A 26,972-nucleotide genomic window follows, 5' to 3' on the forward strand; every position below is an offset into this window, starting at 1 on the left:
CTGTTAAAGGGGCAAAAAAAGTTTGGAGCGCTGGGATATAATGACTATACCGTCGTTTTTTTAGAGATCTGCGCCTGGATATAATCATAGAAATCCTGGAAAGTTACCAGGGGCAGGAAGTCGCCGGGCTGCACCTTAAAATGAAAGTTGCTTTCCAGGGCCACCACCAGGTCAATATAGTCAAGGCTATCAAGATCAAGGACTTCTTTAAGGCTAGCTTCGGGGACGATTAATGAAGCGTCTGCCTCAAATTCTTCAACCAAAAATGAGTTAGTTTTTTCTATGATTTCCTGCATTGTCATATTTGCCACATTTTAGTCCGGTCAGAATCAAAAGCTTCTGCCGACAACATTCCCTGGTACTGCAATCCCTGCCCAGACTGCTAAGGGAATCGTTTCACAATTAGGGTAGAATTAGTTCCACCGAATCCGAAAGAATTGGACAAAAATACGTTTATATTTTTTTCTGTGGTTTTTTTTATGATGTTCAGATGCTGTGTTTCCTCGTCAGGTTGCTCAAAGTTGATGTTGGGTGCGATAAAATTTTGTTGCATCATCAGCGACGAATAGACAATCTCGCTGGCACCCGCCATCCAGCATTCATGACCGGTCATTGATTTTGTGGAACTTACAGGAGTGTTGCAGTTTTGAAACACTTCATGAATCGCTTGCGCTTCACTGGCGTCACCTGCGGGGGTGCTGGTAGCGTGCGCGTTGATATAATCGATCGCTTCCGGAGGCAGGCCCGCATCGTTCAGCGCCATGCGTAAAGACTTTGCCGGGCCGGCGATGGTCGGATTACTGATATGCTCTCCGTTGGAAGAAAATCCATAACCAATGATCTCTCCGATGATGGGCGCGCCACGCTTTTGCGCGCTTTCGAGGCTCTCGATTACGACAGTGGCTGCGCCGCCGCTCGGGATCAAACCGTCCCGGTTCTTATCAAAAGGCCGGCTGGCTTTTTCCGGTTCGCCTTCGTTTACTGAAAACGCACCCAGGGCGTCAAAAGTCCCCATGGATAAATGGTTGATTTCCTGGGCTCCGCCGGCAATGATACAATTTTGCAATCCCATTTTGATCAGAACATAGGCGAGGCCGATCGCGTGAGAACCACTGGCACAGGCCGCACTTACGGTCAGATTGATCCCCTTCAATTTGAAGATAGTAGCCAGGTTCATAGTGACCGTAGAATTCAACGTCTGAAACACAGCGGCCGAACCTACGAGCATCGTGTCTTTCTTCTCTCGTATAAGATCTGTTGACTCAACAACGGCTTTTGCAGAGCTGTCATTACCATATAAAATACCGGGCTGTGCCTGGCTGATGAAAGCTTCGTCAATACCGGCGTTTTTAAGCGCTTCCGTGGTCGCCATATATGCGTATTCGCCTTCCTCCGGAAGCATGATCCGGGATCGGCGGTCCAGCAAACCTTTCAACGAGGGGCGTTCTACCCAGCCTGTTAACGCTGACCGGTAGCCAAACTCTTTACGGACAGGATCGAAGATGATACCCGACTTGCCGGCTTTCAGCGAGGCGGTCACTTCGTCCAGATTTTTACCGATGCAGGAGTAAATGCCCATGCCTGTAATCACTACTCTGTTCATGTATGCAAAAGTAATCCCATTTCTTATTTCTGATCCGAGGTTTCTATCGGATCAGGACGATTTATTGATGCGCTGCCACACTTCCGCTTCTTTTCCCGTCTCTGTGAGTGCGAATAGCTATTTATTGACACGACGGCGAGCGACAGGCAATGTTGCTCAAAAAGCCCGGAGAGTTGCATGAACTTTAGAGTTTGATCAATAATTAACTCAAACCGCCTTAAAGCCTAAAGTTTTGTAAACAGCTGTGTAATTTATTTTTTAACCTCATCCTAAAGGAAATTTTAGACAATTAAATCTTATTCAAATGAAGAAACTTTTAACAGCAGTCGCCATTTTATTTTCAGTGAGCGCTTTCGCGCAGATTGGCGAAAAGAATTTTATTGACAAGAACTATATCGAGGTGACAGGTAAATCTGAAATGGAGTTTACACCTGATAAGATCTATATTCAGGTGTTGCTAAACGAGAAAGACAGTAAGAACAAGAATGCTATTCCTGAACAGGAAAAACAAATGCTGCAGAAATTGCAGTCCCTGGGTATCGATACCAAGAAAGATGTAATGATTAAGGACCTGGCGAGCAATCTCAAAAACGGATTTTTATCAAAAGAGGTGTTGCTGAGCAAACAATACCAGATCATCGTTCATGACGGCAGAACCGCAGGGCGCGTGTTCCTGGCTTTGGAAGAAATAGGTATTTCTAACGCAAGCATTGAAAAACTGGAGAGCAGCAAAATTGAAGAGTATCGCGAGGAAGTGAAGATCAAGGCGATCAAAGCAGCGAAGGAAAAGGCCGCTTTACTTTGTGAAAGTATCGGGCAAAAGGCCGGTAAAGCCTTATACATCCAGGAGCAAAATGTTTTCGCAAGACCTGTATATGCCAATACCGTGATGTTTGAAGCGAAAGCCAGGGAAGCAGGCGATGCGGCGGACCTGAATTTTGAAAACCTTAAAGTAGAGGCCACTGTGATGTGCCGGTTTGAGATCTTATAGATTGGCTCAAAATAAAAAGGGCTGGAGGATTTTAACGCCTTCCAGCCCTTTTTATATATTGAAAGGACTTATTGAGCCGCTTCAAATTTCTCAGCTACTTTATCCCAGTTGATCACACTCCAGATTGCTTTTAGGTAATCAGGTCTTTTGTTTTGATACTTCAGGTAGTAAGCATGCTCCCATACATCAATCCCCAGGATCGGGGTGCCTTTTACTTCAGCCACGTCCATTAAAGGATTGTCCTGGTTCGGCGTAGAAGTCACCTCCAGCTTGCCATCTTTTACGATGATCCATGCCCAGCCGCTTCCGAAGCGGGTAGCGCCGGCCGTGTTTACTTTCTCTTTCAGCGCGCCCAGGGAGCCAAAAGCCTCGTTAATAGCCGTAGCTAATGCACCTGAGGGTTCAGTAGCGCCGCCGGGCGTTAACAGTTCCCAGAAAAAAGTGTGGTTCCAATGGCCACCGCCGTTATTGCGAACCGCGGGAGAAATGCTTCCGGCGTTCTTCACCAGATCATCCAAAGACTTCTCTGCGTGCTCCGTTCCATCAATCGCTTTATTCAAATTATCAACATAGGCCTGATGGTGCTTATCGTGATGTATTTCCATTGTCTGAGCATCAATATGCGGTTCCAAAGCTTCTTTAGCATAAGGAAGGGCAGGTAGACTAAATGCCATGATCTTAAAATTTTTTATAATGATTAAATAATGAAAAGTTTGCTTGGCAATATAACGAATTTAAAACGAGATAGTTGACTTCGCCACCTTAATGGCTCAAATACTATTCCAAAAAGGAGGATGCTAAGTTTACATTTTTATAACTTATATTTAACACATCCTTAAGACTACTAAAATCTGCCTTTATGAAGGAAAAAGCCCTCCTTTTCTTTTTAGCCCTCTTGTGCTTATGTCCGATCGTACTTCTCGCCCAAACCCGGCAAATCACGGGCACGGTCAAAAACGCCAGTGCGGAAGCGATTCCCAATGCCACCGTCCGGCAAGTCAACACCAACAATACCACCATCGCGGGTGCTGACGGAACCTTCAGTCTGGAGGTAAGCGGTGACAACATTACGTTGGAAGTATCCGCTGTCAACTACGCCACCGCCCGTGTTGATGTAGGACAGCAGTTGACATTAGCAATTGTTCTTAACCAAAGCGCTACCGCTGATCTGGATGAAGTCTTCGTTGTAGCTTACGGCACTGCGAAGAAAAGCACTTATACCGGTGCGGCGGCTGTCGTGGACGCTTCTAAAATTAAAGATGTCCCCACGACGTCTTTTGAAAATGCGCTGAATGGCCGCGTGGCAGGTCTGCAGGTCACGCAAAGCTCCGGGCAGGCGGGTTCTACGCCGTCCGTCAGGATTCGCGGCATTGGTTCCATGAGCGCTTCGCCGGATCCGCTCTATGTAGTGGACGGCGTTCCGGTCGTTTCCGGATCGGCCGGTCAGTCAGGTGATTATATTTATACCAGTAATAATATTCTCAGCAGCATTAATCCCGATGATATTGAATCCGTTACCGTGCTCAAAGACGCTGCCGCTGCTTCCTTATACGGCTCCAGGGCCGCCAATGGCGTTGTGATTGTTACAACCAAAAAAGGAAAGATAGGTGCTCCGACAGTGAGCTTTAAGACTTCGTACGGGTTTACACCTTCGTGGGCAACCGACAATTACGAAGCGGCAGACGTGCAGGCACAAGTGAATATGCTGTACCAGGTTTTTTACGATTATAATATCACCGGAGGTAGAACAGAAGCATACGCTAACAGCAATTCATTGAGTCGCCTGAATACGAAATTCAATAAACACGGGTACTATTTTGAAACCAGTGGCACAGGACGATACGAAAATGTATCGATCAAAGGGATGACCGATGGCCTGGTAAACCGCGAGGGTCAATACTTTAACTGGGATGATGTGTTGTTCCGCACCGGTTATTTTACAACCAACGATTTGTCTGTCAGTGGCGGAACAGATAAGACCCGGTATTACTCTTCCATATCCTACACCAAGGATCAAAGCCGCATCGCCGTCAACGATTTTGAAAGAATTTCCGGCCGGTTAAACGTGAGCCAGAAAATCGGGAAGCTGCTGGAGCTTTCAAGCAATGTAGGGATCAGCAAAGACGATAAGTCAGGTTTCAATGACACGCGAAACTCAGGCGGCAACTATTTGTATCAATCGAGAAACCTGTTGTGGCCTCTATATTGGCCAACCGATTATAAGACCGGCCTTCCTTTTACCGCCCGCTATGGCAGCCTGGCGCAGAACAATGTGTATTATGACAACGAATGGGAGAATACATCGGGTAAGCTGAATGTGTCTGCCGTTGAAGCGTTAACGTTAAATATCATGGACGGACTTTTTGCAAAGACGATCTTTTCTTACAACAACTCTCAGGTCAAGGAACATATTTATTTCAGTGCTAAACACTTCAACGGGCAAAATACCAATGGCGCAGTCCACGAGCTAACGACTAATTATAACAAGCTTGTTTCTTCCACTACGCTGAACTATAATAAGACATTTGGCATGCACAACGTAAACGTGCTCGCGGGTTACGAGGCGGAAAAGAATGTGACTGATTTCATGCGCTCGTCTGGTACTGACCTTCCGTCCAGCGCTTTGCACACAGTGGTGACTGCCGGTCAAACCAATGCCAGCGCGTACAGTTGGGGATACAACATGCAATCAGTGTTGTCAAGAGCCGAGTACAATTATGATCAACGGTATTTCTTGTCTGCCTCCGTCCGGCGCGATGGTAACTCACGCCTGGGCCCGGCGAATCGCTGGCAGAACTTCTGGTCACTCGGCGGCGCCTGGAATATTTACAATGAAAAGTTCCTGAGCGAAAACAGCTTCATCAGCAACCTGAGACTCAGGGGGTCTTACGGCACAAACGCCACTTTCCCCTCTGTTGATTTCGGATGGAGGACGCTCACTGGCTTCACCGATAAATATATGGAGCAGGCCGGCGGAAGTGTGATCTCCATTGCAGATGCCAACCTGAACTGGGAAACGAGTTACAGCGCCAATATCGCGGCAGAGTTCGGATTCTTGCAGGAACGCATCACCGGTTCGGTAGAATATTTCAACCGTATCTCCAAAGATCTGCTACAGGACGTACCTATATCCATGGTGACCGGCTTTGGTTCAACGCTCAGGAACGTGGGGGAAATAAAGAACAGCGGTGTCGAAATCAATCTTGGCGTTGATATCATACGTAAAAAAGATCTGCGCTGGAACCTGGGTTTGAACGCCACCTTATTGCGATCGGAGGTCACCCGGCTTTACCGGCAGGCAGGCGCTGCGGCGGGCCAGGATATCATCTGGAATGATCCCACCGGCGGAGATGCCCGGGCGCAGTTTATCTATCGCGAAGGCGAATCGACCTTGTCTTTTTACGGGTACGAATGGGCCGGAGTTAACCCTGAAAACGGGCGGAACGTCTGGTATGTAAATGATGCTTCAGATCCGATGGCAGGTGAATTTGAATTCAACGGCCGCGGCGCTACTTACGCTTACAGCGATGCCAACAGGAAGATTATTGGTGATGGCATACCCGATGTGTATGGCGGTATCAACAGCGATTTGGAGTGGAAAGGGGTGTCGCTGAATCTGAATCTGATCTATAAGCTGGGCGGGCAACTGTATGATGGCGCTTACAAGGATGTTGCAGATGACGGGTATTATTGGGAGCGGATCAGATCAGCCGATTACTATGAGAATATGTGGACCGATGACAACCCGTCCGGTACGCTTCCCAAACTAAGCGGCAGTGATCTTACCGATCCGATACAATACAGTACCCGTCAGTTGCACGATGCTACCTTCCTGCGTTTAAAAAATACGACGCTGGCCTATCGCTTGCCGCGTACGCTGTTGAGCAGGGTGGGGCTGAGCACCTCGCGTGTATTCTTTAATGCGACCAACCTTCTGACCTTTTCCAGATACAAACTCGCAGATCCCGAAGTCAACCAGTATGCAACAAGAGGCTGGGAAGTGCCTTTTGCTAAAACATTCACCTTCGGCATTGAGGTGAGTTTTTAGTATCAATCAGATGACATACAGCATTCTGAAAAGTAACCATTCAAAAAATTTACTGATGAAACAATCGATTATACAACGCTTCCTGATAATGACCTCCGCTATCACGCTGTGCTCCTGTGGCAAGGGCTTTCTTGACGTGAAGCCTTCCAATTCGACAGACGCCACCACTTCTGTTCAAACCGCAGCAGATGCTAAAGTGATGGTCAATGGGATCATGCGCAATATGACCAGCGTCAACTACTACGGCCGCAACATGTTTATGTACGGTGACGCAAAAGGTGGAGACCTGACATTGTATTCACAAGGCAGGGGCTCTGATGCACTATACACCTTCAATCATACCGCCAACTCCAACAGTTTTTCCGGCTTCTGGTCAACGATCTATAATAACATTTTGCAGGCGAACAGCCTGATCAAAAGCATCGAAAATCTTGAAAGTGCAGGATCCATCGAGGATTTCGATACGTACAAAGGACAGGCCCTGACCGCGCGGGCATTGATGTATTTCGACCTGGTTCGGATCTACGGGAGGTCTTATACCGATGACCGGTCTTCCTTTGGCGTGCCTAATATTCTCACACCTTTAGACGCCGCGGCGCAGCCGCTGCGAGCCTCGGTAGAAGAAAACTATACGCAGATATTGAAAGATCTGAACGATGCAGCACCATTACTGGCGAAAACAAAAACCAATGGCTATCTCAATTATTATGGCAACCGCGCCATACAGGCAAGAGTGTACCTGACTATGGGCAATGGCGCGGCGGCGCTTGACGCAGCTGAAGACGTCATCCAGAATGGAGGATATACTTTATATACCAATGCGAACTGGGTCGATTCCTGGGCAAGCCAATTCGGCTCTGAATCGATCTTTGAACTGGGTGTCTTTCCCAATGAAGGTGACCTGGGTGTTGCATCGCTTGGATTCTATTTAAGAAGAAAGGAACATGGGAACAGCAGCGCTTTGGGTTGGTTTGGTGCGAGCGATTATTTCCTGGACCGCCTTGGTCAGGATCCGGCGGATGTAAGATGGGGTATTATGGACGATGATGAAATATCCACCACGGCCAATCCGCGTTTAGGCGCCTGCTATAAATATAGCGGCAGTGTCGACCTGTCGGGGGATGGGAAAGCTACGGCTACGGCCGTCAATATCAAAGTGATCCGGCTTTCCGAGATCTATCTCATCGCTGCAGAAGCCGCATTGCCGACCGATAAGGTGAAAGCTACAGGATATCTGAATGCCATCAGGAAGAGAGCCCCGGGGCTTGCGCCCGCTACGGCCGCCAATATTACATTAGATATGATCCTGGAGGAGAAAAGTAAGGAGCTGTTCGCGGAGGGTGTTCGCTATTTTGATATGCTCCGTCTGAACAGGTCGATTACTTTCAATGATGAAATATTAGGGATTACTGTGCCGACCCGGCCTAAAACCATTACGCGGACCTTTGAAAAGGCGATCCTGCCTATCCCGGTGGATGAGATCAATGCCAACCCTAAGATTGGTGACCAGCAGAATGAAGGCTATTGATTGGCTTCGGAAACATTACTTCCGCTTCGATTTGAAGAATTCTTTCATCAGGTTCGCGCATTCAAATGCTAAAATACCAGTCGTGATGCTGGTCTTCGGATGAAAAGGCGGCCACCCTACGCCTGATGTTTGATTCTCTGCAAGCGGTGCAAAATGTTTGCGGTGGCCGTTCTTGGGATCGGAGGCGCCCCAAACCACGCGGCTGATCTTGCTCCAGTACAAAGCACCGGAACACATGACGCAGGGCTCCACCGTTACATACAGTGTAGCGTCTGGCAGGTACTTGGATCCGACGTTATTAAACGCCGACGTCAGTGCAATGATCTCCGCGTGCGCCGTGGTATCATTCAGCTTTTCCGTCATGTTGTATCCCCTGGCCAACACTTTATTATTTTGCACAACGACCGCGCCGATCGGTATTTCATCTTCTTCAAAAGCCTGCATCGCTTCTTTCAACGCCAGTTGCATAAAGTATTCGTCCGTGTACATGATGGTCTTTTAATGGGTCGGTGATAAAACTCTTCTTCGGGGCTGTTAAAATCTGGTGATAAAACATCATACATCTAAAGATGTATACCCCGGATCTTTTGATCCGTCATTCAAATCTTTTCTATCTTCAGACAAAAATAGGTAAAGCCGGTTGACTGGTGATGGTTCATGGGCTTTACATTTTCTTCATTCTCTTTGAGGAGTCTGTGATAAAAAACATAATAAATTTAAAATTTTCTGCACCCTGCTTCATTAGCAGGATTGCTCCGGGATCAGAATAGTCACATGGCTAATTTTCCCTGATGTATAGCTAAAATAATTGGTCATGACCCATATTCCTTCACTCGATATGATGCGGGACTTTTTTTTGAGCGGCGCCACTCAACCGATCCCATTCAGGAAAGCGCAGTTAAAAAAACTGATGGGCGTCATTAAAAAATATGAAACAGGGCTGAATGATGCGCTGTATAAGGATTTGCGGAAAAGCAAGGAAGAAGTGTGGGTCACCGAGACGGGCCTTGTCTTGTCAGAGATTAGCTTCTTTCTTAAACACCTCGATCGACTGGCGAAGCCGCGCAAAGTAAGTACTAACTTGGTGAATTTGCCCGGCAAAAGCTATATCATGCCTGAACCTTTGGGTGTGGTGCTGATCATTGCTCCCTGGAATTATCCTTTCCAGTTATTGTTTGTTCCACTGATTGGCGCCATTGCCGCAGGTAACTGTGTGGTATTAAAGCCGAGCGAAGTAGCTTCAGCAACGGAGGCGGTCATGCATAAGATCATTGCTGAAGCCTTTGATCTGAAATATGTTTCATATGCCATCGGTGAAGGATCCGTTGTAATTCCTGAAATGACGAGTGGGTTTCGCTTCGATCATATTTTTTACACAGGTGGAACGGCGGTCGGTAAGGTGATCTACCAATTGGCGGCAAAACAGTTGGTCCCGGTAACACTGGAACTGGGAGGCAAAAGTCCCTGCGTGGTGGCGGCTGATGCGGATCTGGACCTGGCCGCAAGAAGGATTGTAATGGCTAAGTTCTCCAATGCAGGCCAGATGTGCATTACACCCGATTATGTCCTGGTACATGAGTCCGTAAAGGCAGCCTTTATCAAAGCGGTTGAGCAAACGATCGCCCGGTTTTACGGAGAGCAGCCGGAGCAGAGCTACGACTACGGCCGCATCATCAATAAAAAACAATTCGACCGGTTAACAGGCTATCTGCAATCGGCCGACATACTGGTGGGTGGAACCTACGACGAATCCAGTCGTTACATCGCCCCTACCCTGGTCGACGAGCCGGATCCTGATGCCGCTATCATGCAGGAAGAAATATTCGGGCCTATACTACCCGTATTGGCCTACACTGATGACGCGAACGCGTTAGCCGTCATCCGTAACCATCCTGATCCGCTCGCTTTTTATGTTTTCACGCGCAACAGCAAAGAAGCCGATGCCTGGCTGAAAAGGGTTCCCAGCGGAGGTGCCTGTGTCAATGCCGTAGCCATGCACTATCTCAACAAGAACCTGCCTTTCGGCGGCCGCGGCAATAGTGGCCTGGGACGCTATCATGGCCCGTTCTCTATGGAAACGTTCAGCCATCAGAAAGCAGTGTTAAAGGCGGCCACCTGGCCCGATCTGGCAATTGCCTATCCGTCTTTTAAAGGGAAATTGGGTATCCTGAAAAAACTGATTCGCTAAAATGCGGATTATTTGTGCTGATCTTTTTGACGGGCGATTTCATTACCTTTAATACATAAAGCCATTCTATGCACCGCAGAAACTTTCTCTCCAAAACCATGCTGGCAGCAGCAAGTGCGGGCCCTTTATCGTCGTGGGCGTCCGGGCACTCCGATATATTTACTCCGCCCGACGAGCTGATGGTCATCGGCCCGAAAGAAGGCTACACGGCGCAGGTCGGCACTTTGGTGTCCATGCTCAATTATAACCGGAGCACCATCATCGGCGTGACGAAGGGCATGACCATGAAAGACCTGGATTACCTTCATGATCCGCAAGCCAATACCATCGGCGCTTTGTTGATGCACCTGGGTGCTACCGAGGTTTTTTACCAGGCCAATACTTTCGAGGGACGCCAGGACTTTAACGAGGAAGAAAAGAAGATCTGGAATGAGGCTATGAACCTGGGCGATGCCGGCCGCCGGCATATTAAAGGGAAGGAACTATCCTATTATATCGACCTGATAACAGAAGTCCGTGAAAAAACCCTGACAATACTAAAAACGAAAGATGATCGATGGCTGATGGAGATCGACAAGAAATGGTCCAACGAAAAGCGTTCGGTAAATACGTATTGGAAATGGTTTCATGTATGTGAACATGAATCGAATCATAGGGGGCAAATCACCTGGTTGAAAAGCCGGTTGCCGGGCGCAAAACCAGGCGGCGAGTGACTATTAAAACCGGAACGCAATCAGCACTCCTGTTCTGATTCCCGCCCAGGGACCGCTGATATCCATTCTTGCGCCGTTGGCATTAACGGTAATCGATTCTTTTGCAAAGGGTATATTAACATCCTGGAGGTAATCGCGCAGTTCATCCTGGGCCTCTGCAGGCAAGGTTTGATTGGACACGCCGGTGATATCGCCTGAAGCCCCGCCAATGCCGGGTCCTGCGATCCAAAGATCAATGCTGAATGACTTACTGAGCGGCAGCTGAGCACCCACCAGCAGGCCTGCTGTGTTGGTACTAAGGTCTCCCGAGACCGTCAAATCATACCGCTGATCGTTCTGCACTTCGTAAGACAATGTGGTCGAACGCATTTTATAGGAGGCATACCGGTAGTAAGGGCCTACATAAAACCCCTGGCCATAACCTTTTTTGCCCAGGTAAATGCGCATTTCCGGTGTAAGCGCGAAGTTGCTGAAGTTTACCTGGTTGATGATGTCAGTCACCAGCTGGTTGTCATCGGCAATGACCTCCCTTTTGATCCACCCTTTAAAAGGTATAGAAGTGGCGGGCATGATGCGCGCAGCCAAAGCCACGGATATCCGCTTGTTAATGATCCTTTCGTATTGCAACGAATAATTTTTCAGAATAGGGGATGTGACGTTGAACTTTATAAGGTTGGCGGAGGCGCCGGGCGATATGGCTTCCACGGTCGTAGATTGAGCATTAGTGAAAAGCGAAACGCTCATCACCAAAACGGAAAGAATGAAGGCTTTCATGTGTGATAACCGGTTTGTGATTCTTCCTCAAGATACTGGTTTTGAAGGAAAGTTGGAGGTCGGAAGTCCGAAGTGAGGAGGTTGAGTGGGTTGAAGCTACTGTATCATGGTTGAAGTAACTGCGATTCCGGTTGGGGCAACTGCAACTTTGGTTGAAGCAGCTGCAGCCCCCGGTTAAACCAGCCTGCAGCCCCGTGCAGGAAGCTGTAGCCAGATGGACGGCACAAACGCTCAAAAAATAATAAAAGCCCTTTGATCACCAGCCTCGAACCTCTGACCTCCGACTTCTGACTTCGGCCTTATCGCATCAAATAATTCCCATCTTATTCATCAGGTAGCTGGCGCTAAGCGTATTGCATACGCCATCTTTAAGCTTGTAATCAAACAGCAGCTCCTCCCCGATGATTGTTGATTCAAAGGCTTTGTTGGCAATGAAGTCAGGATATTCTTTGATCAGATCGGCGACTACCACATCGTGTGTCGCGATGATGCCAAATGTGTTAAACCCTGCCATTTTCCGGATCAGGCCGATCGTGCCATTTCTTTTATCATTGCTGTTGGTGCCGCGCAGGATCTCGTCGAGAATGATAAAGGATTGACCTCCGTTTTCCAGGCTTTTTATAATGGCGTGCAGCCGCTTCAGCTCGGCATAAAACAATGACTCATCGTCCTGCAGCGAATCGGTGATGCGCATACTCACAAAAATGTCGAAAGGATAGCACCGGAAGGAGGCGGCACATACGGCAGCACCCGCTTTGGCCAGCATGAGATTGGAGCCCAGGGTTCTTAAGAATGTACTTTTACCGCTCATATTGGAGCCGGTAAGGATCACAAATTTTTGTTGATCGAAAGAAACATCGTTGCACACTCTTTTGGCCGGCTTCACCAGGATATGTCCCATCTGATTGGCCTTAAAGGCCGGACTGTCCGTTATTTCAGGAAAGCAGAAGGAAAGGTTGTTGAAGGACAGGTTGGCCAGGCTGCTTAAAGATTCAAAGCGACCGATCAGTTGCAGCCATTCTTTGATCTTGTGTGCATGTTGCTTTTTCCAGTGACCCAGCCGGAACAAAATATGTACGTGAAAGAGAAACAAGCCGTTTAAGAATATACTGACCACCAGGTTGACCACTGTTTCGAGATAATTGAAGAGCGATGCCAATTGATGGATGAGCGTTGAAGCGGAGATGCCGGATTTTTTCAGTTCCTTTTGCCAGGCATTTAACAAAGGCGCGCTAAAGCTGGTCTTTTCGATCAGTTGAAGCTGGTTGCGATAGTTTTGCAGAATCTTGGTCACGGAAGAAGATACCGACAGTTGCGAAGTGATTTTCTTGCTGAAGGTGACGGCAATGATCAGGTTGACCACAAACAGTCTCATGAAGAGCGATAGCGCAAATTCATTCTCGGTGAAACAATAATATCCCAGGCTGCCTATGGTGGCGATGGGAAAGATCATTAGTACATAATACAAGGCGCTATTGATCAGCCGGGTATCGCCATCTATCCAGTGTATCAATCGCTCGAGATCTTTCTTTTTAGTTTGATGGAGACTTCCGTGTGCATACAATTGCTGGCGAAAGTCTAAGTTCCCTGATAGTTCTTTAACGGCCTGCTGCTTTTGGGGGATCAGAGAAACATCGGGTTGCAGCAGATCCTGCGCCAGCCGCTCTTTTCCGAAAGAAGTGCTACACCGGTTGAGGTAAGAGAATAACCCTCCTTCACTGAACAGGTCTAAGTCATAAGAATAAGGATGGTGGGGGTCTTCGTATGCTTCGCCCGTATCGTAAGGTGATATATTGGTTCTTATAAACTCCAGTTCCCGCTGATTCCATGCAGCCAGCGCGTTATAGTACTGTTGCTGTTGCTGTAGTTTCCCATACTGCTTTACAAGGATCAGGAACGCGGCAAAGAGCAGGATGGCGCTGATAATGGTGATAGCCGTGCCGGTCTGGGTTGATAGATAAACCAGGTAGATGGAAAGCAGGAAGCACAAGAGCCTGATGAAGCTCAACCAGCTGAGCCGGGTTTTCAGTTTTTCTGCTTCTGAATGAAAGGTCTCGTACCTGCTTTTATAAATATCCATGGTCTTTTATGAAAAATTTCGTTTAAAAATAAAGGAATATCGCTTAGAATGTTTGTATTTTCGACCCTTCATATAACTGGTGTGGTCATAGCATCGGCATATATGGTTAAATATTTTTTTTATTTGCTTAAGTAGGGCGTTCGTTTTTCTTTACATCCGATGACAGGTTTGACAATAGCAGGCTTTTTAATCCAGCCCTTGAAACCGACGGTAAAAATCAACGTATATATACTGGCGGTTTAAATATTTTTGATGGCAATTTTAATTTTCTTTTTAGCGCATTGGTTCCTCTCCCTTTTTTGTCAGACATTCTTTTTGCACCGGTATGCTTCTCATAAAATGTTTAGCATGAGTCCGTTTTGGGAGCGGTTCTTTTATGGCTTTACCATTCTGGTTCAGGGTTCTTCCTTCTTAAATCCAAGAGCTTACGCGATTATGCACCGGATGCACCATGCTTACAGCGACACGGAAAAGGATCCGCATTCACCTCACTTTTTCAAAGACGTTTGGCAAATGACCATGCGTACGAAAGATATTTACCTGAATTATGCCAAGTACAAGGTAGAGCCGGAAAAAGCATTCCAGGGTAAATATCCCGAATGGCCGTTAATGGACAGGATCAGCAACATGTGGAGTATCCGCATTTTGTTTGGAATCGGCTACCTGTTATTTTATATCGCTTTTGCTACGCATTGGTGGATGTACCTGTTATTACCCATTCATTTTTTTATGGGACCTGTACACGGTGCGATCGTGAACTGGTGCGGGCATAAGTATGGCTATTCAAATTATGATAACCACGATCATAGCAAAAATTCACTTCCGCTCGATTTCTTGCTGATGGGTGAGTTGATGCAGAATAATCACCACAAAAGCCCGAACAGCGTCAATTTTGCCAAAAAATGGTTTGAGTTTGATCCTACCTATCCGGTAATTATCGTGCTGCATAAATTACGGGTAATTCGCCTGAGAAGGCAGTAGGAGTTGATTTCAGTAGGATGGGCTGTGCCGTATTTTGATGAAATCTTTATATACAACAGTGAAGGGGAAATACAGCTCGTTCGGATAAATACTGTCAGCCTTTAAACTGGATGCCGCAAGCGCCAACGCAGCTTGAATGTCTTCCTTAGTAACCTGAGGGTGGGATTGTATGATGTCATCAAAACTTTCACCGTTAGACAACTTCTCCAAGATTAGCTCTACAGTTATGCGCGTTCCTCTGACAACGGGTTTCCCCATCATTATACGTGGATTGATTTCAATATGAGATGATATACTCATATTAATAGCTACTCAAATTTACGGAATTAAATCTCAATGGAGTGCATAGCATTATGAAGGTGCAACGTTTCCTTAAAAATAAAGAACTGTTGAAATTACCTACCCACACTTCTCATGATAATTGATTAGCTCAATAGGGGTTGCTTCAATTTCATAGCCGGAGTAGCGAACGATGATCTCGTCTAATATCGACTCTATTTCGTCCGGATTATTCAAAACGACCAGCTTGCTGCGATACTCTTTAATGTTGGGAAGACCCTTCAGGTAATTGGCATAATGGCGGCGCATTTCATTGATGCCCACGATCGGACCCTTCCATTCCAGGCTCTTCCGCAGGTGTTTGCGCACCACACCCACCCGCTCTTCAACGGTAGGAGGCGCCATCAATTCGCCGGTCTGTACAAAGTGCTTGATCTCTCTGAAGATCCAGGGATAACCGATCGCTGCGCGACCGATCATCACACCATCCACGCCGTATCGATTTTTATATTCCACGGCCTTTTGCGGGCTGTCGATATCTCCATTGCCGAAAATCGGGATTTTCATTCGTGGGTTGTTTTTAACTTTCCCGATGAGCGTCCAGTCGGCTTCGCCCTTGTACATCTGGCAACGCGTGCGGCCATGAATGGCCAGCGCTTTGATCCCCACATCCTGCAGCCTTTCGGCCACTTCTTCAATGTTGAGCATGCTGTCATCCCAACCCAGGCGGGTCTTTACTGTAACGGGCAGCGAAGTGCTTTTGACTACGGCTTCGGTCAACCGCACCATCAGATCCACATCTTTCAATACCCCGGCACCGGCGCCCTTCAGGGCTACTTTTTTTACAGGGCATCCAAAGTTGATGTCCAGCAGATCCGGTTGTGTCACGTCAACGATCTTTGCGGCCAGGGATAGACTTTCTTCATCGCCGCCGAAGATTTGTATACCAACAGGGCGTTCGTAATCGAAGATATCCAGCTTGCGCCGGCTCTTGATCGCATCGCGGATCAATCCTTCGCTGCTGATAAACTCCGTGTACATCAGATCTGCGCCGTTGTCTTTGCACACCGCGCGAAACGGTGGATCGCTTACGTCTTCCATCGGGGCGAGAAGCAAAGGAAATGCGGGCAGCGATATATCTTTTGAGCTTCCTGAAGGAGAAGGAATGATGACCCTGTCTGTGGTAATTGCTGATGCCATATAATCGGAACGAGGATAAAGAGGTGATCCGCCATCAGGCAGACCGGCTGCAATTCGGATGATTTGCCCTGTTGAAGCCGACTCTATTAATTAATAAATCAAAAGCAAGAAAACATTTAATCTTATTTTTGAGCCTGCAAAAATACACAACTTATTTTAAAATAAATTATGACAAGGGTAAGCGAGAAGGGCGTTTCGTACTTAGCTGGTTTTTTTATGTTGGTGGCTTTCAGCGTAGCAGGGAACATTTTAGGGGGATTGATAGGCCTGCCCATCGTTGCGGCTATGAGCGGAGCAGATGTGATGTTTGTAGTGGAGCATTCGCAGGAATTGTTGGGCGACCCTCAATTTTTGAGAGGTATGCAGGTCCTGCAGACGACTACCACGGTGTTCGGTTTTCTGCTTCCCACCCTATTTGTTGCTTCGCGGCTTAGCCGAGACCCGCTCCAATTAACTGGCTTTAAGGGAACTATACCGGGTAAGCAATTATTATTAACCGTATTTATTATCGCGGCAGGACTGGCTTTGAGCGGCTCGCTTGGCTATTTCACTTACAAGCTTCCTTTCCCGGTAGACTGGCGCATTAAATTTGACCGGTTGGAAAATACTTACGCGGATGCAGCAGCAGGGCTTATTAACCTGGACTCGATACCGGAACTGCTGATCTCTATTTTTATACTCGCTGTCGTGCCTGCGGTTTGCGAAGAGACATTCTTTCGCGGCGGGCTTCAGAATTATCTTTCGAGGGCTACAGGAAAAATGTGGCTAAGCGTGATCGTTGTGAGCCTGATCTTCAGTGCAGTTCACTTTTCCGTGTATGGCTTTTTATCAAGACTGGCTTTAGGCATCGTTCTGGGGCTGCTGTATCACTATTCCGGCAGACTGTGGCTGAGCATACTAGCACACTTTATCAACAATGCTACAGCCGTGATCGTAATGTATGTGGCAAAGGCCGACGGCAAATCCATGCAGGAAGTGCTAAGCGATAAAGAAGGCAGCTACCTGGGTTTTATCGCCATACCTATTATTATATTTCTGTTTGTGCAATATCGCCGGAATAGTCGTATGTCTTTAATCGAACCTGATGGCGTTTAACTGGTCAACTTTCTGGACAAGGGCTTTTACCGCTTTGATATTTGTGGCGGTGATGATGTTTGGTCTTTTGTATAACGAATGGAGCTTGTTCTTCCTTCTGTCTGCTATTTATTTCGGATGCTGGTGGGAATACAGTCAGCTGATAGAAAAGATCAGCTCCTCCCAATTACATGTTTACACCAGGCTGGGCGGCGGCTTGATCGGCTATCACTTATTTTTATTATTAGCCAATACCGATCTGTCTGTATCAGGGTATAACGTTCAAAAAAGTTTTAGTCTTCCTTTTTTGATAGCGGGTCTGATTTTATTGGTATGGGGCATTTTTAAAATGAGCATCGTGTCAAAGCCTTTGCTGCTAAGGCTTTTAGGCGGCTTGTTATATGTAGCCGTTCCGCTGGGCTTGCTTGAAAACCTTTCTTTTCCCAATTATGACATGCATGTGCACGACACCTTTTACATGATACCTGGGAAAGATGTTGTTCTATTTCTTTTCGGTAGCATCTGGATCAACGACACCATGGCTTATTTATGCGGATCCATTTATGGGCGAACCCCATTGACTAAGATATCCCCTAAAAAAACATGGGAAGGAACGGTTAGCGGAATTCTGTTCAGCGCGGCGCTAACCTGGCTCCTGTTCTCGCTTATTTTCTTCAAACAATTAGATTGGCGATTGGCCATTCCCGGCGTAGTGATCAGCTTTTTAACAGCCATAGGCGGTACGTTTGGCGATCTGTTTGAATCTAAGCTGAAACGACAGGCCGGTGTAAAGGACAGTGGTCGCATCATGCCCGGGCATGGCGGCTTCCTGGACCGTTTTGATTCGATCCTGTTCGCAGCCCCGCTGGTCTGGATCTTCATTTATGTTTTGCGCCTGGTTAGCCCGGCGTAGATCCTGACAGAGCCATCACCGGAAAATTATATCCCGGACAAAGTTTCACGCCTGCCGGAAATCCTATAAATTAGTGTTGCTAACTTGCTTATGGATTCAAAACTTTTATACCAGGTCGCACTGACACTTATACCAGGCATCGGCTGTGTACAGGCCCGTAATTTGCTGACTCATTTCGAGCCGGAAGAAATATTTAAGGCGTCCGAACGCCTGCTTAAAACGATTGACGGCCTGGGCGATATCCGGATTAAGTCTATCAGGACTTTTACCGATTTTGCTGCTGCTGAAAAGGAAGTCGCCTTCATCGAAAGATATAAGATACAACCCTTGTTCATCAAGGACGCTGATTACCCAAAAAGACTGCTGCATTGTTACGACGCACCGATCCTGCTTTACTACCGCGGGAACGCTGATCTCAATCACTCAAAGATCGTTGCGGTGGTGGGGAGCCGTATGCATACAGAGTACGGGCGCATCAACACCGAGCGGCTGGTGTCAGAATTGGCCAATGAAGAGGTGCTCGTCGTAAGCGGCCTTGCGTATGGGATCGATACCGTTGCGCACCGGGCCTGCGTGAAGCATCATATTCCAACGGTCGGTGTGCTGGCACATGGGCTCGACCAGATATATCCGCCCAGTCACGCTGATATCGCCAGGCAAATGGTGGAAAATGGCGGACTGTTGACGGAGTTCGGGAGTCACACAGATCCCGGACGTCATAACTTCCCCAGTCGCAATCGCGTTGTGGCGGGCATGAGCGATGCGGTAGTCGTTGTTGAGACGGATATCAAAGGAGGCAGCATGATCACGGCAGAGCTGGCCAATGGTTATAATAAAGACGTATTTGCTTTTCCCGGCAGAACCACCGATAAGAAGAGCCGGGGCTGTAATGACCTGATCCGCGAGCAACAAGCAATCTTGCTGACAGATGCCAATCAATTGCTGGAGACGCTGGGCTGGAAAAACAAAAAGATTGCACCCAGGACGAATGCACGGGAACTATTTCTAAACCTAAGCGCGGAAGAGACGATCATTGTTGATCTGATCCAGGAGAAAGGGCAGGTTAGCATTGATGAGATCCACTTGTACAGCGGGTTGAGCAGCAGCTCTATTGCGGCAGGGATATTAAATCTTGAAATGCAGCATATCCTGCAACGACTACCGGGGAAGCTGTATCGCCTGATATGAAAAAAGCTGCTCCGTTGGGAACAGCCTCTTCAATCATATAAGGTTTAATAGTTAAGTTCTTGCTAAATAGCTTCTGAGCGGATATTTTCCGCTTTCATATTTGCGTAGTCTTCAATTTCGTCTGCTGAATGTTCAAACTTTCCGGCTACGCTATCAATAAAATCTGCAAATTGGTTTTTTAAGTCATTGCCTTTATCACTGATTCTTCTACGCGTATAAGTTCCTTTATCCGGAGCGTAAAGAACACCTACAATCAAACCCAATGCAAATCCTGTAAGTAGTTTATTCATATGTTTTGTTTTTTATAGTATTAAAGATCAAATATAAAGACACAAATTTGCTGCCAAAAAGACCAATTACTAAAGTTTATTTAAAATAAAAGGTTAATCCCTGTAGGCCCGGCCGGTAAGCTCGAGAAACAAGCCTTCAAGACCATCCTGCTGATGTTCAGCCAGTAAATTTGCTAAAGAATCCCGCGCGATGATGGTGCCCTGATCAAACAAGGCTACGCTGTTGCAGAGGTCTTCTGCTTCGTTCAACTGATGGGAGGTGTATACCAGCGTCGTCCCTTTTTGGTTAATGTCTTTCAGAAAAGAAATGATAGCATTTCTTGATTGTACGTCTACGCCCACGGTCGGCTCATCCAGAAACAGGATCTTCGGTTCGTGCATGACGCCGATCGCCAGGTTCACCCGCCGTTTCATCCCGCCGGAAAAAGTTTTGACGGGTCTTTCTGCTACTTGTTGCAGGCCCATAATTTCAAGCAGCTCCTGCGTTCTTTGTGCGGTCCTTCTTTTTGTGAGGCCATACCAGGCGCCAAAGAATTCCATATTTTCTGTTGGGCTCAGGTCTTCATAAAAAGAAAAGTCCTGTGGTACCAGGCCGATGATGGGATTGACCGCCGCTTTATTCGTTCCTACGTCGTGACCGAAGATCTTAACGCTGCCATTCTTGTAAGGTAGCAATCCCGTCAACAGGCTCATAAGCGTGGTCTTCCCTGCGCCATTAGGTCCGAAAATACCGAAGCGTTCACCGGCTTCTATGGTAAGGTCCAGCTGGCTGATCAGGGAAGCCTGATCCTTATAATGAAACGAGAGTTGTGTGACGTTGACTGCCTGCATGTACAGCGAAAGTATTAAAAATCGGTGTTACCTGGATAAAGCATATACAGCAAAAGAGGCCAGCCAATGCTCGCCACCGTAGCCACCGCTGAAAATCTTTGGTAGCGACTCATTTAAAAACTGTTTTGATGTAGTGGCAAAAAGTTCTTTGTAAGGGTGACCCGCAGGCAACTTCCTTGCGATACCTGACATGCACCAGGCGCGGCTGAAGCTGAGCCCGTCCAGGTGTACGATCTGGTAATCGTTACGGTCGCTCACCGTAGGTGCCTGGCAGATGCGTTTGACGCCCGCTTCCGTATAATAATCATTCAGCCAGCTGGCAAATCGGGGTCCGGGCAGGATGCGCTGCATCAGGTCCGCTGCCATCAGGCTGGGAGAGAAGAAGTCAGATCCGTCCGGTTCCAGGTGCGCAGGGATCTCTTTATTCGAAAGATAAAAATCAGTAGCCCGATCAATGATCAGGCGTTCGAAGGCCGTGTCTTTTTTGGCCCTGGCCCAATCCAAGGCGAAACAAAGTCCAAAGGCCGTGTTACCGTGTATGCCGCTGCGGTTGGGATAGGTTTGTTTTGGCAGGAATGCTTTCCAAAGCCCTTCTATCTTGTTGGTCAGCGGCCGCAGCGCTTCATGCCATTTCTTTCCGAGCGGATCGTTCCAGGTGAGCAATTCCTCATCCAGCTTCAACAGCCACGCCCAGCCGTAAGTGCGTTCATAATTTTCAGATGCAGTGTACTTCCCAAAATAGGCCGCTTCCTGTTCCATTTTTTCACGTTGAAAAGACTGATCCAGGACGGCAATGATGCTATCCCTGTTTGGCAGCTCTTTAAATTGCTTAAGCAACCTGATCAGCATCCTATGCCCGTGAACACTGCTATGCCAGTCCAGGCAACCGTAAAAAACCGGGTGCAGCTCATGCGGTAACAGCCTGGCATCTTCAGGTCCGTCGCTTAGGTGCGAGGTCTTGTTGGGAAATTCGGTCGGGATACAATGCAGTGGCATGCGGCTCAACCTCAGGGCTACGTCTTGGGTCAGCGTTGTTTGTGCGGCGCCATTAAGAATGCAGCCAATGCATAGGAGCAACAATAATTTTTTCATCTGTTTATTTATTTACGTTTCTACAAGGTGCATCAACGTTATAGCTACCGTTGAGTCAAACCGGTAAAGGAACTACTTGCTGATAGGAAGGGTGAACGATTGATTCCTATTCAGGAAACTATTGCTGGGGAGTTGCCATAGGCGCTTTTCCTACGTCCAGCGTGGGGACCAGGCCCTTTGAAGGAAGATAGATGATCTGTGGCAGGCTGCCGCGGTCCGCCAGCTTTTCCAGTGTGCGTATGAAAAGGTACTGATTGTAGGTTTCATTCAATGTACCATTCTCTAATTTCATCGCTTCTGACATCCCTTTTGCGCGTTCAATCTCCGCCTGGGCATTAAGTTTCTCTGCCTCCAGCCGGGCTTTCGCTTCTTCTACCAGGATCCGGCGGTTTTGTTCCGCCTTTGCCATTTCTGCCTTTCCGGCCATTTCTTGCTGCCATACATTGTACTTTGGCAGTCCAAACATTAAAGTAGCGATAAGAGCAGCGACGACAATAATTGCGATGATGATTAATGCAGGAAGTTTGTTGTTCATTATTTGCTGTTTTTTAGCAAAGACAAATATACACTCCCTGATCTTAATGGCTCTGTAGTTAGTACAAATTAAAATAAATACATTCGTATCTACTAAAGCAGCGCTCCTGTATGGTAAAGCAAAGTCTTCTATTCCTTCTTTTTCAATTAACCATTTTTACCAGCTTTGGCCAGTTTCGGGTAGAAACCGTTCCCGATCCCAAAAGCCAGGGGCAGGACTATTATGTAAGTGACCCTGACGGGATTTTAGGTGGAGCTATTGACAGCCTGAACCGCATCTGTGCTGCCATCTATCAGCAAAGCTCAGCGGAAATAGCCATTGTGGCGCTCGATGATTTTGAGGGAGACGATGATTTTGACTTTGCCTATCAACTGTTCAATCGCTGGGGCATCGGTCAATCCGAAAACGACAACGGGCTGCTTCTTTTTATAGCTAAGAATCGAAGGGAGTATCAATTCATCACCGGTTATGGAATGGAGGGCGTTTTGCCAGATGTGACGCTTGGGGCAGTCGGCGACAAGTACCTGGTGCCCAAATTTAAAGAAGGGGATTACGGAGGGGGCACCATCGATGCCCTGAATGCAATCAGCCATATCCTGCAAAATCCTGATGCCGTTAAAGAGTTAAAGGCAGAGGTCCGGCAACGCTCTTTCTGGGAGCGGCATCAGAACGCTTTGACGCCTGCTACTGTATTGTTGTTGTTGACTATTGTCGCGTATCTGTGGATGGGGGCGGTATTCAGGAAGATGAATCTGCAAGAGAAAAACCCCGCGGCGCCTTTTATTACGGCGTTCGGTTGTTTATTTTTTATAGGATTTGCCGGTGTATTCGTTGTCGCTTTTTTGGGTAGGAAAGCCAGCGATGTGCTGACGTTGGAAACACTTCCCTGGTGGGTGGCTCTTGTGGCGAATATCCTCTTGTTTGCTAAATACGGACAAGGAAGATCTGCTATTCTCCAGTCGTATAAAGATGAAAAAAACATTGTCGATCGATTATCTGAATACCACCGGCGCATGGCGATTCCCATGCTAATGACGCCGTTAAGCTTTTTGCTGCTGATCGGGTTTTTCAAAAGAAAGCATGAGTTGAAGCGCAGGCTGCAGCCACCGGACGATTCGGGCAAATGGACAAGGCTCGACCGGGATCAGCTCCGTGGCATATCGGCTTATTTAAACGAAGGCCAGCAAGCCGAAGAAAAGCTCCATGCGATGGGTTATGAAATATGGCAACATGCTGACAACGCGGACATCCGGTTAGTGAAATGGCCGGGCCGGAAGTTTGGCAAATATGAAGACTGTCCTAAATGTCAGTTTCACACACTCAATAAATTATATGTCAAGACTGTGAAAGCCGCTACCTATACCGCTTCCGGCGTTGGTGAAAAGATGCAGGATTGTCATCATTGCGATTATGAACAATCTTTTGGTACGGTGGTATTACCCAAAAAAGTGAGGAGCAGTTCGTCTGGCAGCTCAGGGCGCTCTTCAGGAAGCTCCTCCGGTGGTGGTAGCTGGGGCGGCGGACGAAGTGGCGGAGGCGGCGCGGGCGGCCGCTGGTAAGTAACAGCGATGGCGAAGAAAAAGGAAACATTGTCCGCGTTTTCGCCTGATCACGTGTCCATACCCCGTTATCTGATCGACTCCTACTTCGTTCGTTTCACCGCTTCGCGCAGATCTTTAAATGCCTTTTTTTCTAATGCTGATATTTCGATCAGTTGATCACCCATCTGGTTATAGTCTGCCTGGGTGCCAAGCCGGCCTTTATAAATACCTGATGCCTGGATGGCTGCATCGCGCCATTTATCGCCTGCGGCAGTTATTTGCCGGGACACATCCAGCAACCCGTCGATGGGTAAATAAGCATGGGCCTGCTGTAAAAAGGCTCCATAAATAAAGCGGAATCCACCGCCACCGGTTCCTATTTCTTCCTGCATGCGCACCAGTTGGGCCAAGTAGCCACGCGCTTTTTCATCGCCCAGCTTCGTCTTCCATTTTTTGATTTGACGGCCGGTATAGGCGATGCCTTTCGTACCGGCAAAGGAGCCGGGGATCATCAGCATATCGCGGCAGTTTCTTTTTATTCCTGAGAGGATGCCTCTGCGGATTTGCTCGTCCGTTGCTTCGGTCAGGTGATCGCCGGGATAGTACATCTGACCGCGGGGGGCAAAGGCGCCTTTGGCAAAGCGCACGCGCTGCAGCTCGTAGCTGTTCATAGTCACCAGGGTTTCCATGATGGGGTCACTGATGGTATAATCGTCTCCCCGCTTATCTACCACGATCAGGTTGTGTGCGTTAAAGTGAAAACGATACTCTTTAGGGAAGTAGGTCAGGTAAAACACCCCTACCTGGCAGGCGGTAGGCTTGCCGGCGGTCAGGCGCTCGTCCAGCTCCTGCATGGCTTTTTGTGGCGATCCATATTTTTTGCGGGTAACCGGTATGTCCAGGGCCTTGCAGGTCCTTTTGAAAATCAAACCCGGCATGGTGCGGAACGAAATGGCCGGTCCGCCATTGACCTTCATAAAAGGCAGCTGTATATAGAACAGCCCCGAACCAATGCCAAAAGCTAAAGGCTCTGTCAGTTTATGAACACCGTAGTGCTTTAACAGGGCAGTGGTGACGCCATTTTCGCAATGTGCGGCTTGAAGGTGGTGAAAACTGTTTCCGGTTGTTGATTGATTTGCCTGGTCCAATGTATTATTTATGATTTGAGATGTCTGATAGATGATTTTACGGGCAATAAGAGATGCTACCTGTTAAAACGGCTTTTTTAATTCCTCGATGCTCACTTCGAAAAGTTCGGCATACTTTTTTAACTTTTCATCGGAAAGGCGTTTAAAAACCGAAGGTTTCAGATGTCGTTTAATGGTCCACTTCCAGGAGCCGGTGTAGGCCGATAAGATCGAAAGGTCCATAATCCTTTTTTCCATAAAATACAAAATAGGACTTGCTTCGCCATTCAATACTTTTTGTTTGGCCGACGCTACTTTCCGCTCCACCTCGCTCCAGGCCACATCAAGCGCCTCGGTTTTCACCTGCCATCCGCTGCTTTGCGCCGTTTCATATTGGCCGTCTTCACCTACGACATAGGTCACTTCCTTCGCAATCCGGCCCAGAACGCCATCGTCTTGTGGAATCTCGTCTTTTTTCATCCGTATATTTTTTGTTTTGCAGCTTCGCTGCGATTCTTTTTGGTCGAATGCCCGCCCCGGCGACCGGTTGGGACGGGGAACGCCTTATACATCCCCCGTGTGCGAAAAGTCTTACATGGGCGTTTCATTGTTTAAATTCTATCAAACGTACATTAAATTTTTTATCCATAAAATTACACAAAGGATGGATGAAAAATGTAACGGGAGCCCCTGTTGGCCTAAAAACAATAAAAAATAAACAAGAGATATTTACGATTTTTTACCCCGAGCATTGCCGGGCTGTGCGTAATAAAAAAGTGAAAAGCTTCCACTTCTCACTTCCAAATATTTACAGCGCTCAGCATTTTCAGTCAGCTACTACACTGCTGTCAGCAGCGCGTACATGTAGCTAAACCGCGAACTTTCCGGTACCAATAAAAAGATCTTATCGCCTTTTTTCAATTTGCCGCTGTTCAGCAGCTCGTCTACCATGAAATACACAGAAGCGGCACCCACATTGCCCACATAGCTCAGGTTCACGAACCACTTTTCGTAAGGAATATGGTGACCCAGCTTTAGGTGCTCCTCGTATATCTTGTCTTTAAAAAAGTTACTGCTCATGTGCGGGCAATACCAGGTAATATCATCCGGGTTCAATCCTCTTCTTTCAAAAAGCTCAGGAAGGGGGCGCCCGCCCAAAGGCACGATATTCGGACTCAGCAACTTCACGTCCTGCTTGATGCTCATAATGGATTTCTCATTGAGCTCTTCGTGCGTAAACTCCAGATAGCTTTTCAGCGTGCCGTCTTCCTGTTTTTCAGCGCCGCAATACATGCAGCTTTCCATATCATCCGCGTAGGAAACACCTTCCATCCACTCTATCTTCAGGCTCAATCCCTCCGGGTTCGGCTGATTGCTTAATAAAAAGGCTGATGCACCATCAGAAAGCATCCAGCGCAAAAATTCCTTATCGAAGCTGATATAAGGGTTTTCCTCCAGGGCTTCCAGCTTGTGTACCTCATCTTCAAACTGGTTGGCTACCAGCGAGGCAGAGAAGCGCTCCGAACCTGCGGCCACTGCCGTGTCCGCGTCACCGGTCTTAACCGCCATATAAGCATACTTTAAAGCATGCATACCGGCGCAACACACTCCGCTGGGTGATACCACTTCCAGTTTGCCCAGCTCCGGTATCCAGCCATGCACCATTACCGCATGCGACGGCATGATCTGATCAGGCGAAGAAGTACCGCAGGAAAGCACATCCACATTTTTAAGCCCTTCAGCATCGTTTTTAAACAATTCCCTGATGGCTTCAGCCGTCAGTTGTGCATTGGTGTGCGTCGCTTTCCCACCTTTCGCCAGGGCATAATAACGGTTCGTAATACCATTGTTCCTCAACACGATCCTGCGAGATTTCGATGGTTTCCCGTTAATGTAACCCAAATACTCTTCCATCTCATCATTACCAACCGGATCGTTAGGAAAATAATGCGAAGAGCGATTAATATAAACTTCGTTTAGAGACATAATTTATCAA

Annotated in this window: 25 protein-coding genes; 10 read left to right on the forward strand and 15 right to left on the reverse strand. The window is 47.5% G+C overall.

The window, feature by feature from the left end; genetic code table 11:
• Positions 1-44 precede the first annotated feature (44 nt).
• Entirely contained in the window at positions 45-302 is a 258-nt protein-coding gene (locus ACU37H_RS12005; protein ID WP_472704136.1) for a phosphopantetheine-binding protein, read from the reverse strand.
• Between the two features lie 80 nt (positions 303-382).
• Complete coding sequence (locus tag ACU37H_RS12010) at positions 383-1,603, reverse strand: beta-ketoacyl-[acyl-carrier-protein] synthase family protein (protein WP_472704134.1); 1,221 nt, start codon at positions 1,601-1,603, stop codon at positions 383-385.
• A 304-nt stretch (positions 1,604-1,907) separates the two neighbouring features.
• Here ACU37H_RS12010 and ACU37H_RS12015 point away from each other — a divergent pair, with 304 nt between their 5' ends.
• Positions 1,908-2,594 carry an SIMPL domain-containing protein gene (locus ACU37H_RS12015; RefSeq protein WP_472704132.1) on the forward strand — a complete coding sequence of 229 codons (687 nt, stop codon included), beginning with the start codon at positions 1,908-1,910 and terminating at the stop codon, positions 2,592-2,594.
• Between the two features lie 68 nt (positions 2,595-2,662).
• Here ACU37H_RS12015 and ACU37H_RS12020 read toward each other — a convergent pair whose 3' ends face one another.
• Positions 2,663-3,268 carry a superoxide dismutase gene (locus ACU37H_RS12020; protein ID WP_472704130.1) on the reverse strand — a complete coding sequence of 202 codons (606 nt, stop codon included), beginning with the start codon at positions 3,266-3,268 and terminating at the stop codon, positions 2,663-2,665.
• 185 nt (positions 3,269-3,453) lie between these two features.
• On the opposite strand from ACU37H_RS12020, the gene ACU37H_RS12025 reads away from it, so the two are divergent.
• Both ACU37H_RS12025 and ACU37H_RS12030 read left to right on the forward strand, forming a co-directional pair.
• Positions 3,454-6,642 carry a SusC/RagA family TonB-linked outer membrane protein gene (locus ACU37H_RS12025; RefSeq protein WP_472704128.1) on the forward strand — a complete coding sequence of 1,063 codons (3,189 nt, stop codon included), beginning with the start codon at positions 3,454-3,456 and terminating at the stop codon, positions 6,640-6,642.
• A 55-nt stretch (positions 6,643-6,697) separates the two neighbouring features.
• A complete protein-coding gene (locus ACU37H_RS12030; protein WP_472704126.1) occupies positions 6,698-8,170 on the forward strand; it encodes a RagB/SusD family nutrient uptake outer membrane protein in 1,473 nt (490 codons plus the stop codon).
• A gap of 15 nt (positions 8,171-8,185) precedes the next feature.
• Here the strand turns inward: ACU37H_RS12030 and ACU37H_RS12035 are convergent, their stop codons facing one another.
• Positions 8,186-8,659, reverse strand: a complete 474-nt coding sequence (locus ACU37H_RS12035; RefSeq protein ID WP_472704124.1) for a nucleoside deaminase — start codon at positions 8,657-8,659, stop codon at positions 8,186-8,188.
• Positions 8,660-8,984: 325 nt separating this feature from the next.
• Between ACU37H_RS12035 and ACU37H_RS12040 the strand changes: the two genes are divergently transcribed.
• Positions 8,985-10,358 carry an aldehyde dehydrogenase family protein gene (locus ACU37H_RS12040; protein ID WP_472704122.1) on the forward strand — a complete coding sequence of 458 codons (1,374 nt, stop codon included), beginning with the start codon at positions 8,985-8,987 and terminating at the stop codon, positions 10,356-10,358.
• Positions 10,359-10,426: 68 nt separating this feature from the next.
• Positions 10,427-11,071: a DinB family protein gene (locus tag ACU37H_RS12045; RefSeq protein ID WP_472704120.1), complete on the forward strand. Its 645-nt coding sequence runs from the start codon at positions 10,427-10,429 to the stop codon at positions 11,069-11,071.
• Positions 11,072-11,074: 3 nt separating this feature from the next.
• Here ACU37H_RS12045 and ACU37H_RS12050 read toward each other — a convergent pair whose 3' ends face one another.
• Both ACU37H_RS12050 and ACU37H_RS12055 read right to left on the reverse strand, forming a co-directional pair.
• Positions 11,075-11,845: a DUF3575 domain-containing protein gene (locus ACU37H_RS12050; RefSeq protein ID WP_472704118.1), complete on the reverse strand. Its 771-nt coding sequence runs from the start codon at positions 11,843-11,845 to the stop codon at positions 11,075-11,077.
• A gap of 307 nt (positions 11,846-12,152) precedes the next feature.
• Positions 12,153-13,925: a MutS-related protein gene (locus ACU37H_RS12055; RefSeq protein ID WP_472704116.1), complete on the reverse strand. Its 1,773-nt coding sequence runs from the start codon at positions 13,923-13,925 to the stop codon at positions 12,153-12,155.
• Between the two features lie 252 nt (positions 13,926-14,177).
• Here ACU37H_RS12055 and ACU37H_RS12060 point away from each other — a divergent pair, with 252 nt between their 5' ends.
• Positions 14,178-14,906: an acyl-CoA desaturase gene (locus ACU37H_RS12060; RefSeq protein ID WP_472704114.1), complete on the forward strand. Its 729-nt coding sequence runs from the start codon at positions 14,178-14,180 to the stop codon at positions 14,904-14,906.
• A 9-nt stretch (positions 14,907-14,915) separates the two neighbouring features.
• Here ACU37H_RS12060 and ACU37H_RS12065 read toward each other — a convergent pair whose 3' ends face one another.
• Positions 14,916-15,206 carry a DUF433 domain-containing protein gene (locus ACU37H_RS12065; protein ID WP_472704112.1) on the reverse strand — a complete coding sequence of 97 codons (291 nt, stop codon included), beginning with the start codon at positions 15,204-15,206 and terminating at the stop codon, positions 14,916-14,918.
• Between the two features lie 99 nt (positions 15,207-15,305).
• Positions 15,306-16,385: a tRNA dihydrouridine synthase DusB gene (dusB, locus tag ACU37H_RS12070; protein WP_472704110.1), complete on the reverse strand. Its 1,080-nt coding sequence runs from the start codon at positions 16,383-16,385 to the stop codon at positions 15,306-15,308.
• A gap of 168 nt (positions 16,386-16,553) precedes the next feature.
• Here dusB and ACU37H_RS12075 point away from each other — a divergent pair, with 168 nt between their 5' ends.
• The 3 genes from ACU37H_RS12075 (at position 16,554) to dprA (ending at position 19,560) form a co-directional block, all read left to right on the forward strand.
• A complete protein-coding gene (locus ACU37H_RS12075; protein WP_472704108.1) occupies positions 16,554-17,480 on the forward strand; it encodes a CPBP family glutamic-type intramembrane protease in 927 nt (308 codons plus the stop codon).
• Positions 17,470-18,372: a phosphatidate cytidylyltransferase gene (locus ACU37H_RS12080; protein ID WP_472704106.1), complete on the forward strand. Its 903-nt coding sequence runs from the start codon at positions 17,470-17,472 to the stop codon at positions 18,370-18,372. Before ACU37H_RS12075 ends, ACU37H_RS12080 begins: the two co-directional genes overlap by 11 nt.
• Before the next feature lie 90 nt (positions 18,373-18,462).
• On the forward strand, positions 18,463-19,560 hold the full coding sequence (gene dprA / locus ACU37H_RS12085; RefSeq protein WP_472704104.1) for a DNA-processing protein DprA: 1,098 nt from the start codon (positions 18,463-18,465) through the stop codon (positions 19,558-19,560).
• A gap of 62 nt (positions 19,561-19,622) precedes the next feature.
• Here the strand turns inward: dprA and ACU37H_RS12090 are convergent, their stop codons facing one another.
• From ACU37H_RS12090 to ACU37H_RS12105, 4 genes are all read right to left on the reverse strand, one after another.
• Positions 19,623-19,850 (reverse strand): YtxH domain-containing protein, encoded by a 228-nt coding sequence (locus ACU37H_RS12090; protein ID WP_472704102.1) that lies wholly within the window; start codon positions 19,848-19,850, stop codon positions 19,623-19,625.
• A 93-nt stretch (positions 19,851-19,943) separates the two neighbouring features.
• Positions 19,944-20,681 carry an ABC transporter ATP-binding protein gene (locus ACU37H_RS12095; RefSeq protein ID WP_472704100.1) on the reverse strand — a complete coding sequence of 246 codons (738 nt, stop codon included), beginning with the start codon at positions 20,679-20,681 and terminating at the stop codon, positions 19,944-19,946.
• A 27-nt stretch (positions 20,682-20,708) separates the two neighbouring features.
• Positions 20,709-21,773: a DUF2891 domain-containing protein gene (locus tag ACU37H_RS12100; protein ID WP_472704098.1), complete on the reverse strand. Its 1,065-nt coding sequence runs from the start codon at positions 21,771-21,773 to the stop codon at positions 20,709-20,711.
• Positions 21,774-21,891: 118 nt separating this feature from the next.
• Positions 21,892-22,308: an SPFH domain-containing protein gene (locus tag ACU37H_RS12105; RefSeq protein WP_472704096.1), complete on the reverse strand. Its 417-nt coding sequence runs from the start codon at positions 22,306-22,308 to the stop codon at positions 21,892-21,894.
• Between the two features lie 110 nt (positions 22,309-22,418).
• Between ACU37H_RS12105 and ACU37H_RS12110 the strand changes: the two genes are divergently transcribed.
• Entirely contained in the window at positions 22,419-23,867 is a 1,449-nt protein-coding gene (locus ACU37H_RS12110; protein ID WP_472704094.1) for a TPM domain-containing protein, read from the forward strand.
• Between the two features lie 83 nt (positions 23,868-23,950).
• On the opposite strand, the gene darH is transcribed toward ACU37H_RS12110, so the two are convergent.
• The 3 genes from darH to darB all read right to left on the reverse strand — a co-directional run bounded on the left by darH (position 23,951) and on the right by darB (position 26,962).
• Positions 23,951-24,997: a BtrH-related acyltransferase DarH gene (darH, locus tag ACU37H_RS12115; RefSeq protein ID WP_472704093.1), complete on the reverse strand. Its 1,047-nt coding sequence runs from the start codon at positions 24,995-24,997 to the stop codon at positions 23,951-23,953.
• Between the two features lie 63 nt (positions 24,998-25,060).
• Positions 25,061-25,456 carry a flexirubin biosynthesis protein DarG gene (gene DarG / locus ACU37H_RS12120; protein ID WP_472704091.1) on the reverse strand — a complete coding sequence of 132 codons (396 nt, stop codon included), beginning with the start codon at positions 25,454-25,456 and terminating at the stop codon, positions 25,061-25,063.
• A gap of 357 nt (positions 25,457-25,813) precedes the next feature.
• Complete coding sequence (darB, locus tag ACU37H_RS12125; protein ID WP_472704089.1) at positions 25,814-26,962, reverse strand: dialkylresorcinol biosynthesis protein DarB; 1,149 nt, start codon at positions 26,960-26,962, stop codon at positions 25,814-25,816.
• Positions 26,963-26,972: the final 10 nt, after the last annotated feature.

The organism is Niabella sp. ZPM-14 (genome assembly GCF_055693045.2).

What these genes read in the sequence shown, in the direction of transcription:
- ACU37H_RS12005 (WP_472704136.1), bottom strand. Translation starts at nt 302, where the DNA reads ATGACAATGCAGGAAATCATAGAAAAAACTAACTCATTTTTGGTTGAA.
- ACU37H_RS12010 (WP_472704134.1), bottom strand. Translation starts at nt 1,603, where the DNA reads ATGAACAGAGTAGTGATTACAGGCATGGGCATTTACTCCTGCATCGGT.
- ACU37H_RS12015 (WP_472704132.1), top strand. Translation starts at nt 1,908, where the DNA reads ATGAAGAAACTTTTAACAGCAGTCGCCATTTTATTTTCAGTGAGCGCT.
- ACU37H_RS12020 (WP_472704130.1), bottom strand. Translation starts at nt 3,268, where the DNA reads ATGGCATTTAGTCTACCTGCCCTTCCTTATGCTAAAGAAGCTTTGGAA.
- ACU37H_RS12025 (WP_472704128.1), top strand. Translation starts at nt 3,454, where the DNA reads ATGAAGGAAAAAGCCCTCCTTTTCTTTTTAGCCCTCTTGTGCTTATGT.
- ACU37H_RS12030 (WP_472704126.1), top strand. Translation starts at nt 6,698, where the DNA reads ATGAAACAATCGATTATACAACGCTTCCTGATAATGACCTCCGCTATC.
- ACU37H_RS12035 (WP_472704124.1), bottom strand. Translation starts at nt 8,659, where the DNA reads ATGTACACGGACGAATACTTTATGCAACTGGCGTTGAAAGAAGCGATG.
- ACU37H_RS12040 (WP_472704122.1), top strand. Translation starts at nt 8,985, where the DNA reads ATGACCCATATTCCTTCACTCGATATGATGCGGGACTTTTTTTTGAGC.
- ACU37H_RS12045 (WP_472704120.1), top strand. Translation starts at nt 10,427, where the DNA reads ATGCACCGCAGAAACTTTCTCTCCAAAACCATGCTGGCAGCAGCAAGT.
- ACU37H_RS12050 (WP_472704118.1), bottom strand. Translation starts at nt 11,845, where the DNA reads ATGAAAGCCTTCATTCTTTCCGTTTTGGTGATGAGCGTTTCGCTTTTC.
- ACU37H_RS12055 (WP_472704116.1), bottom strand. Translation starts at nt 13,925, where the DNA reads ATGGATATTTATAAAAGCAGGTACGAGACCTTTCATTCAGAAGCAGAA.
- ACU37H_RS12060 (WP_472704114.1), top strand. Translation starts at nt 14,178, where the DNA reads ATGGCAATTTTAATTTTCTTTTTAGCGCATTGGTTCCTCTCCCTTTTT.
- ACU37H_RS12065 (WP_472704112.1), bottom strand. Translation starts at nt 15,206, where the DNA reads ATGAGTATATCATCTCATATTGAAATCAATCCACGTATAATGATGGGG.
- dusB (WP_472704110.1), bottom strand. Translation starts at nt 16,385, where the DNA reads ATGGCATCAGCAATTACCACAGACAGGGTCATCATTCCTTCTCCTTCA.
- ACU37H_RS12075 (WP_472704108.1), top strand. Translation starts at nt 16,554, where the DNA reads ATGACAAGGGTAAGCGAGAAGGGCGTTTCGTACTTAGCTGGTTTTTTT.
- ACU37H_RS12080 (WP_472704106.1), top strand. Translation starts at nt 17,470, where the DNA reads ATGGCGTTTAACTGGTCAACTTTCTGGACAAGGGCTTTTACCGCTTTG.
- dprA (WP_472704104.1), top strand. Translation starts at nt 18,463, where the DNA reads ATGGATTCAAAACTTTTATACCAGGTCGCACTGACACTTATACCAGGC.
- ACU37H_RS12090 (WP_472704102.1), bottom strand. Translation starts at nt 19,850, where the DNA reads ATGAATAAACTACTTACAGGATTTGCATTGGGTTTGATTGTAGGTGTT.
- ACU37H_RS12095 (WP_472704100.1), bottom strand. Translation starts at nt 20,681, where the DNA reads ATGCAGGCAGTCAACGTCACACAACTCTCGTTTCATTATAAGGATCAG.
- ACU37H_RS12100 (WP_472704098.1), bottom strand. Translation starts at nt 21,773, where the DNA reads ATGAAAAAATTATTGTTGCTCCTATGCATTGGCTGCATTCTTAATGGC.
- ACU37H_RS12105 (WP_472704096.1), bottom strand. Translation starts at nt 22,308, where the DNA reads ATGAACAACAAACTTCCTGCATTAATCATCATCGCAATTATTGTCGTC.
- ACU37H_RS12110 (WP_472704094.1), top strand. Translation starts at nt 22,419, where the DNA reads ATGGTAAAGCAAAGTCTTCTATTCCTTCTTTTTCAATTAACCATTTTT.
- DarG (WP_472704091.1), bottom strand. Translation starts at nt 25,456, where the DNA reads ATGAAAAAAGACGAGATTCCACAAGACGATGGCGTTCTGGGCCGGATT.
- darB (WP_472704089.1), bottom strand. Translation starts at nt 26,962, where the DNA reads ATGTCTCTAAACGAAGTTTATATTAATCGCTCTTCGCATTATTTTCCT.